Below are 13814 nucleotides of genomic sequence, written 5' to 3' on the forward strand. Positions count from 1 at the left end.
GTTTTCCAAAACCATGCAACTGCAAACCGATGCCCATTACTGCCCGCTTCATATAAAATCATACAAATCATTTCCAATCCTACAAATCTGCGGTTCTTGTGCAACTTTCCGCATCCTTCCTTGTTGTTTGCTTCACCAACCTCTGTGTATGCGTTTGATCCTTAACCTGATTTTGCTTTTTCCCTTTTGTGTTTTTGCCCAAAACAATGGCGTGCTGCGTGGTACGGTGATCAACAGGAATACGTTGCGACCCGTTGCTGCGGCATCCGTGGAGGTGGGCGGCACCGGTGCGGTTACGGATAGTGCCGGCGCCTTTCTGGTGTCGCTGCCGGTGGGTAGCTATGGGCTGAAAGTAACAGCGGTTGGCTATAAGGATCAGCAGCTCTTCAACCTGGTACTTACTTCGGGCAACGAAACCAGCATCAATATTGAACTGGAACCAACTGCCACCGAGCTGGCGGGCGTAACGGTGCGCAGCAACCGCCGCACGGCACGTGCCGCTACCCTCGAAAGCCCGCTGAGTGTGCAACGCCTCACCACCGAGGAGATCCGCAGCAACCCCGGCGGCAACTTCGACATCAGCCGGGTGATCCAAACCTTGCCGGGTGTGGGCGGTACTTCGGGATCGGTAGGAGCTTTTCGCAATGATATCATCATCCGCGGCGGAGCGCCCAACGAAAACGTATTTTACCTCGACGGCATCGAAATTCCCACCATCAACCATTTTGCTACCCAGGGCAGTGGCGGCGGACCTACCGGCATCCTCAACGTATCCTTTATCGAAGATGTGAAACTGAGCTCCTCGGCTTTTGATGCCCGCTACGACAATGCGCTTTCTTCCGTGTTCCAGTTTCGGCAAAAGAACGGCAATCCCCGCCAGGTGCAGGGCAACTTGCGGCTGAGCGCCACCGAGTTTGCTGCCACCTTCGAAGGACCCATTCAAAAAGACCGCACAACCTTCCTGGCATCGGTTCGGCGCAGCTATTTGCAGTTTTTGTTCAAGGCCATCGACCTGCCCATCCGGCCCAACTACTGGGATTTCCAGTTTAAGATAACGCACCGCATCAATCCCAAACTGACGCTTACGGCTTTGGGTGTGGGTGCCATCGACGAATTTTCGTTTGCCCAACCCCGCGAAGCCACACCTGAAAAGCTGTACATCATCAACAGCAACCCGCTGATTGAACAAAACAGCTATACCCTGGGTGTATCGCTGCGCAAACAAATTGCAAACGGGTACTGGAACCTGGCCCTCAGCCGTAATAGCCTGGATAATTCGCTCGACCAGTTTGAAGACAACGAGCAGCCCACGGAAGCGGAACGCAACCTGCGGGTGCGGTCTACTGAAGCAGAGAACAAGTTGCGTTTTGATGTCAATAAAAGTATAGGCGCATGGAGGTATGCCTGGGGTGGGGTGGCCCAGGTAGCCGATTTTTCCAACACCACGTTTAACCGGATCCGAAAGGCGTTGTTTGACGAAAGCGGCAACCTGCTGCAACCTTCCGTAACCGTGAATTTTACCTCGCCTATCAAGCCTTTTCTTCGGTATGGCTTTTTTGCACAGGCGGGCCGCCGCTTTTGGGACAACCGCTTAGGGCTCAACTTTGGTATCCGCGCCGATGGCAACACGTTTACTGAGGGCGGCGCCAATTTGGGCCGCACCCTGTCGCTGCGTATTTCCGCCAGCTATGTGCTTGCCGACAAATGGACCTGGAACGGTTCCATCGGCCGCTACTACCGCCTGCCCTCTTATCCCATACTGGGTTTTGCCAACAACGAAGGCGTGCTGGTAAATAAAGACGCCCGCTATACCCGCAGTGATCATTATGTGACCGGTATCGAGTTCCTGCCTTCGGATGCTACCCGTTTTACGCTGGAAGGATTTTACAAGCGCTACGCAAATGTGGCGGTATCGGAAAGGGATGGCATTTCGCTGGCCAACCTGGGTGGCGACTTCGGCGTGCTGGGCAACGAACCCGTTACTACCGATGGCAAAGGCAATAGCTATGGCATCGAGTTCTTTGCGCAGCAAAAACTGACCAGGCAGTTCTTTGGCGTGTTCAGCTATACCTGGTTTCACAGCCGCTTTAGCGGCCGCGATGGCAGGCTGGTGGCCAGCGCCTGGGACAACCGGCACCTGCTGAGCGCCACGCTGGGTTATAAGCTGCCCCGCAACTGGGAATTAGGTTTGCGTTTCCGCTACCAGGGCGGCGCACCCTTTACGCCCTTTGATGCAGCGGCTTCCCGGCTCAATTACCTGTCGCGTGGTACCGGTGTGCTCGACTATGCCCGCATCAATACCCTGCGGTTGCGAAACTTCAACGCTGCCGATATCCGTGTTGACAAGAAGTTCAACTACCGCAAATGGACCCTTGACCTCTTTATTGATATCAGCAATTTTTATGGTGCTACGCAACCAGCTTATCCCCAGTATACCTTCAGGCGCAACGAGGACAATACCGCTTTTTTATCCACAAACGGCCAGCCGGTAAAAGCCGATGGCAGCAATGCCATACCGTTGATATTGGATAATGAAGACGGAACCCTGACGCCAACCTTTGGGTTTATTGTAGAGTTTTAAAGAAAAAGTTGGGGTATAAATTGCGCTTTCACTGAAGAGCTTTTAAAAACTGCCGTGTTAGCCTATTGAAATATAAGTGGTTAGTTTTTGGCACATCCTTTTTCTAAGCTATTTACAACCTGCTCTGCTATGACCAAGAGTACTATTGTTTACGCCGATGATGATTTGGATGACCTGTTTATTGTTGAGCAGGCCTTTGCTCCTTTTGCCGACCAGATCAACCTGGTACATGTACCGGATGGTCATGTTGCATTGAAAACCCTCAAAAAGCTTTGTGCCGATGGCGATGAGCCCTGCCTGGTGCTTTTGGATATGAACATGCCTGTAATGGATGGCCGCCAAACCCTGATGGAAATGCGCCGCTTGGAACAGTTGTGCAACATACCCGTGGCCATTTTTACCACCTCATCCAGTATTTCAGATCAAAGATTTGCGCAGGAGTGGAATGCCCGCTACTTCACTAAACCCCTGGCATATGAAGAGTTGCAGCAACTGGCCCGCACCTTTGTACGTATTTGTGCCGACGAGGTAGAGAAGTGAGCATCAGGGATAAGTGATCAGGAATCAGTGATTGGGTATCAGGTTTGCAGGCTTTCTTCCCAAACCGAACACCTTTTAACCAATACCCTTTTAATTTCGCCCATGCTCATCCACATACATCCCCAGAACCCGCAGCCCCGTTTGATTCGCCAGGTAGCCGATGTGCTGCGCAAGGGTGGGGTGATCATTTATCCTACTGATACTATTTATGGCCTGGGTTGCGATATTCAGCATCAGAAAGCCGTGGAGCAAATCTGCCGCATCAAGGGTGTTGATCCGCAGAAGGCGCAGCTTTCCTTTGTGTGCCACGACCTGAGCCAACTGAGTGAATACGCCAAACAGCTGGCAACACCCGTGTACCGCACTTTGAAACAGTACCTGCCCGGGCCTTATACCTTTATTTTGGGTGCCAGCAAAAATGTACCTCGCCTGCTCAAAACCAAAAAAGACACCGTAGGTATCCGCGTACCCGATAATGCCATTGCCCGCTGTATTGTTGAGGAGTTGGGTAATCCCATTCTAAGTGCATCACTGCCGGGCGAATTTGTAGAAGAGTACACCGATCCGGAAACCATCCACGACCGCTTTCATAAGCTGGTGGATATGGTGATTGATGGTGGCAATGGGGGCACCGTTCCATCCACCATTATTGATTTTACCGACGATGAGCCGGTACTGGTAAGGCAGGGGCTGGGTGAGTGGGACCAGTAACCGCAGATTTGTGTGAGTACAAATGATTTGTATGAACGTACCTACAACACTTCCTTTTTGATCATAGAAAGCGAAGTTTTTGTTTGCTGAAAAATATTGTATCTGAATTGGTAAATGTTGAGGATGTGCGCTTAGTGAGGTACAATTGATAGATAAATAGCGAATGCCCTGCAGCACTGCAGGGCATTCGCTATTTAGAAAGTAGTCTTACAAATCGTTTTCAATCACACAAATCTGCGGTTCATAGAAACGCCACCCGGAAACGAGCGGCGTTTGTTAACCTTCAACCATTCTTTTACGGCAGATCATTTTCGAAATGCAGCTATAGGTTAGACAATCAGGAAGCTTCATTTCGCTGCTTGTTTTTCAAAATAGTTATCACAGCTGGTTATAAACTCTGCCGTTTAGCGATAATCAAGCCGGAAGGAAGTACGGTGGTATGCCGATGGGCCGTGCTGGTTCAGCGCCTGCTGGTGGTCTTTGGTGGCGTAGCCTTTGTTTTTTGCCCAGTTGTATTGCGGCAGTTCTACATGCAGGGTATGCATGTAATCGTCGCGGTAGGTTTTTGCCAAAATAGAAGCCGCTGCAATGGATGCGTATTTACCGTCGCCCTGTACAATGCACTGGTGCGGGATAAAAGGATAAGGCGTAAAACGGTTGCCGTCGATAAGCAGCAAACCCGGTTTGGTGCTGAGCTTTTCTATCGCCAGGTGCATGGATTGGAAAGAAGCCTTCAGGATATTGATGCGATCAATTTCCTGGTTGCATAATGAGGCAACCGCCCAAGCCACCGCTTCTTTTTCGATGATGGGCCGCAGCAGTTCCCGGTCGCGCTCCGACAGCTTTTTGGAATCGTTAAGCAGGGGGTGGTAAAAGTCTTGCGGCAGGATCACCGCGGCAGCAAACACCGGCCCGGCCAAACATCCGCGGCCAGCCTCGTCGCAGCCGGCTTCCAGTAGCTCGGCTTGAAAATAGGGTTGGAGCATGGGGCAAAGGTAACAGAAGCCTTGAGCTATTAGCTGCTGGCTTTTGGCTAATAACCAATAGCCAGCAGCCTTTAATGGCATTTGAAATAATCAAAAGCTTCCCTGCAATCTGTACAGCGGTAAAGTGCCTTGCAGGCTGTGGAGCCAAACTGCGAAATAAGCTCGGTATGCCAGCTGTTGCAGTGCGGGCACTGGATGGCTTCTGTAGCAAAAAGTTCCTGGTGGCAAACCTGCTGTTTGGGATTGGGTGGTGCAATGCCGTATGCCCGGAGCTTTTTCTTGCCCCCTTCCGTCATCCAGTCGGTAGTCCAGGCGGGCGATAATTGTTGTATGATCTGTACCTCACGAATGCCGTATTCCATCAGTTTCAAACGAATATCCATGCTGATGGTGTCCATTGCCGGGCAGCCGGAATAGGTGGGGGTGATGGTAATGGTGAGTTTGCCACTTGCATCAAGTTGTACCCCACGCAGCACACCCAAGTCGATGATGGACAGTACCGGCACTTCGGGGTCTTTTACCTTTTCCAGTATGGACCAAACTTCCTGTTCGGTAATGCGGCTGGTATCTGTTGTTTTACTTACCACTGCTGGTTGGGATAGGTTCTTTGGAGGTACTGCATTTCGGCAAGCAGGTGGCCCATGTGTTCGGTATGGATGCCTGCTTTTCCACCCTTCTGAAAAGGTTTATTGGTGGGCACTGTTAAGCCAGCTTCGCCAAACACCCGGTGGATGTGGTTTTGCCAGCTTACCTGCACCTCCTCCAAGCGGATGGGGATGCCGGAAGCGGCTGCATCCAATTCTATTTGGCTTGGTTCAAATAATTCTGCGGTATAAGGCCATAGTTCCGTAAGCGCCTTGTTGATGCGGCGGTTGCTCTCCTCCGTACCATCGCCCAGTCTGATCACCCATTCGGCACTCCAGCGCAGGTGATAGGTAACTTCCTTGATACCCTTTGCTGCAATGGCAGCCAGCTGTTGGTCGCTGCCCTGTGCCAACTGCTGAAACAGCGGCAATTGGTAAGCACTGAACAGGTACTGCCGTAAAATGGTAAAAGCCCAATCGCCCTTTGGTAGTTCACAAAGCAGCAGGTTCAGGTACTGCCTTTCGTCGCGTAAAAATGCAAGGTCGTCTTCCTGCAACTCGCGGTTGAAGGCTATCCAGGGCCGGGGCAATAAATTATTAAAGGATGCTTTGCCTGCATCTTTGCTTTCGTTGTAAGCCTGTGCAGCATAAGCAAAAAAGTTGCGTGCCTGCCCAATCAGGTCCAGTGCGATATTGGTGATGGCAATGTCCTGTTCCAGTACCGGTCCATGGGCGGTCCATTCGGCATTGCGCTGACCAAGGACAAGGGCACTATCGGCCAGATGAAGGATAAAACCCCCTGTCCCCCTAAAGGGGGAACTTAGGCCGGAGTTCCCTGTATCCTTTGTAATTGTTTGCAGCATGAAGTGTTATTGCTCTTGAAAATGAATGTTTATATCTGAACTGGCAGGTTAGTCGACCTAAGTTCCCCCTTCAGGGGGACAGGGGGTATCACATGTGTCCCACTTCGTCCGGCAGATCGTAAAATGTAGGATGGCGGTACACCTTGTCGTTGGCAGGTTCGTAAAAGCTTTCAGCATCATCGGGGTTGGAAGCATGTATGTATTTGCTTTCCACCACCCAGATGCTCACGCCTTCCTGCCGGCGTGTATATACGTCGCGGGCATTTTCAATGGCCATCTGTGCATCGGCGGCATGGAGCGAGCCTACGTGTTTGTGGTCGAGTCCTTGTTTGGAGCGGATGAAAACTTCCCATAAAGGCCAGGCAGCCCCTCCCCGGCCCTCCCCGGTGGGAAGGGAGTTGGGAGTGCCGTTCGATTCAGTTTGGCCGCCACCTTTGATGGCGTCGTAATCGCCGTAGTATTGTTTGTACGAAGGAAAGGTCATCGTTGATGTTTGATAAAGGTGATAACCGGAAAGATGCGTTTACAAAAGTTCTTTGTGCAACTTCCTGTCTTTGTGTCTTAGTGGTTCAAAAAAGCTATGCAGCAACAGCCGCTTTTCGCGCAGCCCTTTTCTCCGCATGCGCCACTGCAGCTTCCCTTACCCAGGCACCATCTTCCCAGGCTTTTTTACGGGCATCGAGACGTTCTTTATTGCAGGGGCCGTTGCCGCCTACCACCTGCCAGAACTCTTCCCAGTTGATCTTGCCGAAATCGTAATGGCCTCGTTCCTCGTTCCATTTGAGGTCGGGGTCGGGGAGGGTGAGACCCAGCACTTTTGCCTGCTCGGCGATCATGTCTACAAAGCGCTGGCGCAGCTCGTCGTTCGAAAAGCGCTTGATCTTCCATTGCATGCTGGCCTCGCTGTTGGTGCTGTCGCTATCATGGGGACCAAACATCATCAGGCTGGGCCACCACCAGCGGTTGAGGGCATCCTGTGCCATGGCCTTTTGCTCGGCACTGCCCTGGCAGAGCACGAGCAGGCTTTCAAAACCCTGCCGCTGGTGAAAGCTTTCTTCCTTGCACACCCGTATCATGGCGCGGCTGTATGGGCCGTAGCTGGTACGGCATAACGGCACCTGGTTCATGATGGCGGCGCCATCCACCAGCCAGCCGATGGCACCCATGTCGGCCCAGGTGAGCGTGGGATAGTTGAAGATGGAAGAATATTTAGCCTTGCCGCTATGCAGCTGGGCAATCATTTCATCGCGACTAATGCCTAAAGTTTCGGCAGCGCTGTACAGGTACAGGCCATGGCCGGCTTCGTCCTGAACTTTGGCCAGCAGAATTTGTTTGCGTTTGAGCGAGGGGGCGCGGCTGATCCAGGCGCCTTCGGGCAGCATGCCTACTATTTCGCTATGGGCATGCTGCGAAATCTGGCGGATCAGGGTTTGCCGGTATTTGTCGGGCATCCAGTCCTTGGGCTCAATGCGGGTTTCCGCATCGATCTTTTGCTGGAATGTGTTTTCCAAATAGTGAACAAGCATGTGCAATCGTTTAAAACTAAAGGTACAAAAACGGTACCCACCCGGTTGATAAGAAAGCGCCAAGATTTGGGTACGGCACTTGCTGCTGCAAAACAAGCTTTTGGCCGTTGGCTGTTAGCTTTTAGCCACTGGCTGCTTGCTGTTATTGCTTCTTTTAAACACTGCATCATTCAACTGTATCTTTCAAGCCACCTTTTTGCCATGAACGCCAAGAATTACCTGTCTTTTTTTGCTGCCCTGTTGCTGCTGGCCTGCTCCAAACAGATCACCCCGGTGCGCACGCCTACCACCTCGGCCGAGGCATACGTCAATCAATACCTTACCCGGCCCGACCGCAGTGCGCTGTTTGCCCGGCAGCCTGCACTTTCTTTTTCGCAAAATGGGTTGGGCGTATTGCCCCTCATTGATATCCGGCAAGACAGCGTTTACCAAACCATAGATGGTTTTGGGTATACCCTTTCCGGAGGCAGTGCCGGCCACCTGTTGCAGATGACGCCTGCGGCACGTGCCACGCTCTTGCGCGAGTTGTTTGACACCACGGGCAATAGCATCGGTATTTCTTACCTGCGCCTGAGCATCGGTGCTTCCGACCTCAATGCAAAAGTATTTTCCTACAACGACCTGCCGGCAGGCGAAACCGACCCGCAGATGCAGCGCTTTGACCTGGGCCCCGACCGGCAGGATATGATCCCTGTACTGAAGGAAATACTGGCCATCAATCCGGGTATCAAGCTGATGGCATCGCCCTGGTCGCCACCGGCCTGGATGAAAACCAATGGCGATACGCGTGGCGGCAGCCTCAAACCCGAGTGGTACGATGCCTATGCCCGCTACCTGGTGCGTTATGTACAGGAAATGCAGAAGGAAGGCATCCGCATCGATGCCATTACGGTACAAAATGAGCCGCTTCACCCGGGTAACAATCCCAGCCTGCTGATGCCGGCTTCCGAGCAGGCCGCATTCATCAAGCAAAGCCTGGGGCCACAGTTCCGGGCAGCGGGTTTGAATACCAGGATCATCATCTACGATCACAATGCCGACCGGCCCGATTATCCTATTTCCATCCTTAACGATCCGGCGGCAAAACAGTATATCGACGGGTCGGCTTTTCACCTGTATGCGGGCCCTATCAGCGCACTGAGTGAAGTAAAGGCCGCGCACCCCGACAAGCACCTCTATTTCACCGAACAGTGGACCGGTGCGCCGGGTAAGTTTGCCGAAGACCTGCAGTGGCATGTGGCTACCCTTACCATCGGCGCCACCCGCAACTGGGCCCGCTGTGTGCTGGAGTGGAACCTCACTTCCAACCCGCAGCTCACGCCTTTTACGGATAGGGGCGGCTGCAGTTCCTGCCTGGGTGGCATCACCATCGATGGCGACCGCGTAATGCGCAATTCAGGATATTACGTGGTGGCGCATGCCTCGCGCTATGTGCGTCCGGGCTCGGTGCGGGTAGGAAGCAATACCATACAGGATGTACCCAACGTGGCATTCCGCACACCTGCGGGCAAGCTGGTTTTGATAGCCGTTAATACCGGTGCCGCTGCCAAACAGTTTGCGGTAAGAAGCGGAAGCAAAAGTTTTGTGGCCAGCCTCGATCCTGGTAGCGTAGGCACTTTTGTGTGGGAGTAATTTTTGAACCACAAAGACAGGAAGGACACAAAGGTTCACGAAGGTTTGTTTTGTCTGTTTTCCATTTGCAGCAGATCGTTGCAAATCTTAAGGCAATCCCTTTGTGCTTCTTTGTCCCTTTGTGTCTTTGTGGTTCAAATACTGGCTCGGCGCAAAGGTCTTTTCTGTCTTTCCCGTCTCCTCCTACTTCCCATCAAAATCCACCACCACCGTTTCCGAAACAGGATGGCTTTGACAGGTAAGGATAAAACCTGCATCAATCTCTTCCTGCTCCAGTCCCCAGTGAGCATCCATTTGCACCTGGCCTTCCACGAGGAGGGCCTTGCAGGTGCAGCACACTCCGCCCTTGCAGGCAAAGGGCAGGTCGGCGCCCTGTGCAAGGGCGGCATCCAGTATGCTTTGTCCGCTATGTGCTAAGGAAAACCGGAAACTGCGGCCATCGAGTTTAACCTGTATCTGCGACTGGGCACTGTTGGTGATTTCGGATGTGGGATTTTGGATTTCGGAAGGCTTGCGCTGGCCGGGTGTGGTGAAAAGCTCGAAGTGGATCTGTTTGGGTGCAACGCCTTTTTCCAGCAGCGCATCCCGCACGGTAAAAATCATTTCCTCAGGGCCGCACAAAAAAAACTCGTGGCTGCTGGTTACGTCAATCAGTTTTTCTAGTAAAAACAAAGTCTTTTCCCGGTTGATGCGGCCATTGTTCAAAGGGCTGTCCATCGCCTCGCGGCTGAGGATATGGTAGATACGGAAGCGGTGCAGGTAGCGGTCCTTGATGGCTTCCAGCTCCTCGCGGAAGATGATGCTGGTAATGCTGCGGTTGCCATAAACTAAGGTGAAGGTGCTTTGGGGCTCCGTGTCAAGGGTGGATTTAATCAGGGAAAGAACAGGGGTGATACCACTGCCTGCGGCAAAGGCTACATAGTTCTTTGCCTGTGCAGGATTTAGCGGGGTGTTGAACTTACCAACCGGTGGCATCACTTCCAGCACATCGCCGGGCTTTAATGCTTCATTTACCCAGGTGGAAAACAGTCCGCCCGCAACCTTTTTTACAGCCACCCTGAGTACGCCTTCCTGCGGGCTGCTGCAAATAGAATAGTTGCGGCGCAGCTCCTGCCCATTCAGTGTCGTTCTGATGGTGAGGCTTTGGCCGGGTGTAAAAGCAAATACTTCCTTTAAGTGTTCCGGGATGGAAAAAGCGATGGATACGCAATCGTCGGTTTCGCGGCGTACGGAGGCTACGGTGAGCGGGTGAAAATGGATCATAAGGCAATCGTTGGTGCTAATTTAGGCCAGTTGCTGTAAGGCTGGAGCAAAGCTGCAAGTGGTTAGCTACAAGCCATGAGCTGCAAGCTGCAAGTAAGCCTGGGCAAAGCTTTAAAATGATGTTTGAAACATACCTTTTGTTAAGGATAAAGTAGCGAATCTGATAAAGCCTATAGGGCTTCAAGCTGAATAGCCGCCGGTGCAGCCGGCGGATGGGCGTATCGTAGCATTTTCTTGCCCAACCCTGTAAGGGTTGAACCTTGCACCGGCTTATTGTTCAACCCTTACAGGGTTGGTTGTTTTACACATGTAGCCTGTTTGTTACCGCCGGTTGCACCGGCGGCTATTCCTATTTGAGCCCTACGGGCTCAATCTGCACCGCGCTTTTCACAGCTTGTATGCACCACATAAGTTGGGTAAATGAAAAGGATTGATAAAAAACCTGTTATCAATATTCTTACAAAGAGAAATACCTGCCCGGAAACAGGCAGGTATCAAAGTGGGGTTATATGCTATCAACAAAGTAATGTAACTAGCTGCCAGAAAACCGGCTTGCAGCTTGTAGCTAAAAGCTTGCAGCTATTCCTTCGTGATATTGAAATTATACTTCCGCTGCAGTTTGCGGGCAACACCAGCACTGTTGACAACAGGCGTCAGCTTTGGAGCTTCCGCGTCGATGCGTTCCTTAATCTGCTTTTTCAATACATCGTTTTCGGGCGTCAGCAAAATATCGGTCACTGTTACGCCGCCATCAGTTTCAATGGTATACGACAAGGTACCGTAGTACGTGCCTTTCTTGATCTTCTTATTGGTCAGCCCTTCGCCTTTAACGGTAGCCAGCACCGAAGCCATATAGTCCTTCATCAGGGCATTGTTGTCCTTAGGCTTTTCAGGGGCCGGAGCTGGTGCAGGTGCAGCAGCTGTTTCCGTTGTGGTGTTTTCGGTAGCGGTTGTTTCCGTAGTTTGCGCGGTTTCGCCGGCTGTGGTGCCGGTAGCAGCGGTGCCCGTGTTATTGGCGGCTGCTGCAGGCCTTGTGGTAGTGCCAGCAGTGGCCGAAGTAGTGGTTGTTGCCGGTACACCGGGAGCGGTAGGCGCTACGGCCACTGCCGGGGCGGGTGCCTTGGCGCTGGTATCGATAAACTTGGAGAGGTCGTCGCCCTTGCGGATCACCACACCGGGCATGCTTTTGAGCTTGCCGCTGTACAGTAGGTCTTTGAGCGACTGTGCCTGGGCCATGCCCGAAACGGCGAGCAGTAGAAACAATATGCTTTTTTTCATCTGTGCTTGCTTCATTGGGTGAAAGGTAAATGCTTATCCTGTTAGCTATGTGCTAAATAACGTGCCTGGTCCCGTTGCATTGTGCAAGAGGGCTACTACAAGTTAGGTATTCAGTTCTTAATATTTGCCCCATTGGCTAAGGGTAAGTGCTGATAGGCCCGCCAGTAACGGTTCCTGGTTTGGGCGCACCCCTAAAATGCACTAGGTTTGCACCCCGTAAACAGAGTGCGGAGTGATTCGTACGCAGTACGGAGTCTATACTTCGCACCCGGCGTACTTTCTTCGTACTTCCACCTTCGTACTTCTAACTTATCCTTATGTCTTTGATTGTAGTGGGTACCATGGCTTTCGACGCTATCGAAACCCCCTTTGGCAAGAGCGACCGTATCATCGGCGGCTCCGCAACTTATGTGGCTTATGCAGCTGCCAACTTTGTGCAGCCCGTGCAGCAGATCTCCATTGTAGGGAACGATTTCCCCGAAGCCGAGATGGCCGAACTCCGCAGCCGCGGTGTCCAGCTGGACGGCGTGGAAGTAGTGGCCGACAAGCCTTCTTTCTTTTGGTCGGGGCGTTACCACATGGACATGAACACCCGCGACACCCTGGTGACCGACCTCAACGTACTGGCTGATTTCAACCCCCAGGTGCCGGATGCCTTCCAGGGCGCCGAGTTCCTGATGCTGGGCAACCTCATGCCCAAGCTCCAGAAACAGGTGATTGAACAGCTGAAAGAGCGTCCCCGCCTGATTGTGATGGACACCATGAACTTTTGGATGGACATTGCCATGGACGACCTGAAAGAGGTGCTGGGTATGGTGGATGTGCTGCTGGTAAACGACGGCGAAGCCCGCCAGCTGAGCGGCGAGTTTTCGCTGGTAAAGGCTGCCCGCAAAATTATGGCCATGGGCCCGCAGTACCTGATCATCAAAAAAGGCGAACACGGCGCGCTGCTTTTCCACAAAGACCAGGTGTTCTTTGCACCCGCCCTGCCCCTGGAAGATGTATTTGACCCCACCGGCGCTGGCGACACTTTTGCCGGAGGCTTTATCGGTCATATTGCCCGCACCAAGGACATCTCTTTCGACAACATGAAGACCGCCATCATCGTAGGTTCGGCAATGGCTTCTTACTGCGTGGAGAAATTTGGTCCCGAGCGCCTGAAGGAAATCACCAAGGAAGATATCGAGCGCCGCCTCCAGCAGTTCCAGGAGCTGGTGAACTTTGATATTGAACTGGTGTAAGTACCATTTTACCTGATTGTACCAAGAGCAGCCAATGGCTGCTCTTTTTTTATGGCTGCCCTGATGAAACCCTTTGTCAAAAGCTGTTTGACAGATTTTGGCACAACCATTTTGTTTATTCGCAATGCAACCAAAACTAACTTTATCAAAACAAAATCCGCACAACGGCAAAGCCTTGCCGCAATCCTGTTGACATTCCAGTTCACCCGATTGTTTATTATTTAACTCTTATTCACCCGATGAAACCTGAGCTTCAACACGCTTCCAGCCCTTCGTATACCCCTGCCGAACCCGCTCCCTACGCCCGCTTTGTTTTATTCTTTCCTTTTCAGGAACAAAATCTTTGTGCTGAAGTGGCAGCTATTGCCATGGACAACTGGGTGTTGTACGAATGCTTTTTGCAGCCTTCCAATATGATGTATTATATCAGTTGGGACAATGGCGCCCCGGCACCTGAATGGGTGGAAATGGAACTGGGCAAGGTGCCCGCATTTGCCAATGAACTCCTGAAGGCCCTGGAACGGTACCAAAATACCGATGCCATTCTATAGGTCACCAGCTTTTAATGTGGACGGTTTATAGTGCCGGAGCCGCGCTGCGGCTTCGGCT

The 13814-nt window shown here is 52.2% G+C and carries 13 protein-coding genes; 6 read left to right on the forward strand and 7 right to left on the reverse strand.

Annotated elements, in window-relative coordinates:
- The first annotated feature begins 148 nt into the window (after window positions 1–148).
- From BUE76_RS03480 to BUE76_RS03490, 3 genes are all read left to right on the forward strand, one after another.
- The gene (locus BUE76_RS03480; protein ID WP_073046994.1) at window positions 149–2581 is read left to right on the forward strand and encodes a TonB-dependent receptor; all 2433 of its coding nucleotides are present in this window, start codon (window positions 149–151) and stop codon (window positions 2579–2581) included.
- A gap of 129 nt (window positions 2582–2710) precedes the next feature.
- On the forward strand, window positions 2711–3121 hold the full coding sequence (locus BUE76_RS03485) for a response regulator (RefSeq protein WP_073046991.1): 411 nt from the start codon (window positions 2711–2713) through the stop codon (window positions 3119–3121).
- A gap of 102 nt (window positions 3122–3223) precedes the next feature.
- Window positions 3224–3832, forward strand: coding sequence for an L-threonylcarbamoyladenylate synthase (locus BUE76_RS03490; protein WP_073047049.1), 609 nt, complete (start codon window positions 3224–3226; stop codon window positions 3830–3832).
- 404 nt (window positions 3833–4236) lie between these two features.
- Here the strand turns inward: BUE76_RS03490 and BUE76_RS03495 are convergent, their stop codons facing one another.
- The 5 genes from BUE76_RS03495 to paaA all read right to left on the reverse strand — a co-directional run bounded on the left by BUE76_RS03495 (window position 4237) and on the right by paaA (window position 7791).
- The gene (locus BUE76_RS03495) at window positions 4237–4818 is read right to left on the reverse strand and encodes a ribonuclease HII (protein ID WP_073046988.1); all 582 of its coding nucleotides are present in this window, start codon (window positions 4816–4818) and stop codon (window positions 4237–4239) included.
- A 71-nt stretch (window positions 4819–4889) separates the two neighbouring features.
- On the reverse strand, window positions 4890–5405 hold the full coding sequence (gene paaD, locus BUE76_RS03500; RefSeq protein ID WP_245798415.1) for a 1,2-phenylacetyl-CoA epoxidase subunit PaaD: 516 nt from the start codon (window positions 5403–5405) through the stop codon (window positions 4890–4892).
- The gene (gene paaC, locus BUE76_RS03505; protein ID WP_083596670.1) at window positions 5399–6265 is read right to left on the reverse strand and encodes a 1,2-phenylacetyl-CoA epoxidase subunit PaaC; all 867 of its coding nucleotides are present in this window, start codon (window positions 6263–6265) and stop codon (window positions 5399–5401) included. Before paaC ends, paaD begins: the two co-directional genes overlap by 7 nt.
- An 88-nt stretch (window positions 6266–6353) precedes the next feature.
- A complete protein-coding gene (gene paaB, locus BUE76_RS03510) occupies window positions 6354–6749 on the reverse strand; it encodes a 1,2-phenylacetyl-CoA epoxidase subunit PaaB (RefSeq protein ID WP_073046986.1) in 396 nt (131 codons plus the stop codon).
- A 94-nt stretch (window positions 6750–6843) separates the two neighbouring features.
- Complete coding sequence (gene paaA, locus BUE76_RS03515; protein ID WP_073046983.1) at window positions 6844–7791, reverse strand: 1,2-phenylacetyl-CoA epoxidase subunit PaaA; 948 nt, start codon at window positions 7789–7791, stop codon at window positions 6844–6846.
- Window positions 7792–7992: 201 nt separating this feature from the next.
- On the opposite strand from paaA, the gene BUE76_RS03520 reads away from it, so the two are divergent.
- Entirely contained in the window at window positions 7993–9423 is a 1431-nt protein-coding gene (locus BUE76_RS03520) for a glycoside hydrolase family 30 protein (RefSeq protein ID WP_073047040.1), read from the forward strand.
- Window positions 9424–9606: 183 nt separating this feature from the next.
- Here the strand turns inward: BUE76_RS03520 and paaE are convergent, their stop codons facing one another.
- On the reverse strand, window positions 9607–10686 hold the full coding sequence (gene paaE / locus BUE76_RS03525; RefSeq protein WP_073046980.1) for a 1,2-phenylacetyl-CoA epoxidase subunit PaaE: 1080 nt from the start codon (window positions 10684–10686) through the stop codon (window positions 9607–9609).
- Between the two features lie 579 nt (window positions 10687–11265).
- Entirely contained in the window at window positions 11266–11979 is a 714-nt protein-coding gene (locus BUE76_RS03530) for a hypothetical protein (protein ID WP_073046976.1), read from the reverse strand.
- A gap of 302 nt (window positions 11980–12281) precedes the next feature.
- Between BUE76_RS03530 and BUE76_RS03535 the strand changes: the two genes are divergently transcribed.
- Window positions 12282–13205, forward strand: coding sequence for a PfkB family carbohydrate kinase (locus BUE76_RS03535; RefSeq protein WP_073046973.1), 924 nt, complete (start codon window positions 12282–12284; stop codon window positions 13203–13205).
- 239 nt (window positions 13206–13444) lie between these two features.
- A complete protein-coding gene (locus tag BUE76_RS03540) occupies window positions 13445–13756 on the forward strand; it encodes a hypothetical protein (protein ID WP_073046971.1) in 312 nt (103 codons plus the stop codon).
- The last annotated feature ends 58 nt before the right edge of the window (window positions 13757–13814 follow it).

It is taken from the genome of Cnuella takakiae (assembly GCF_001953305.1).
GTDB classification, from domain to species: Bacteria; Bacteroidota; Bacteroidia; order Chitinophagales; family Chitinophagaceae; genus Flavisolibacter; species Flavisolibacter takakiae.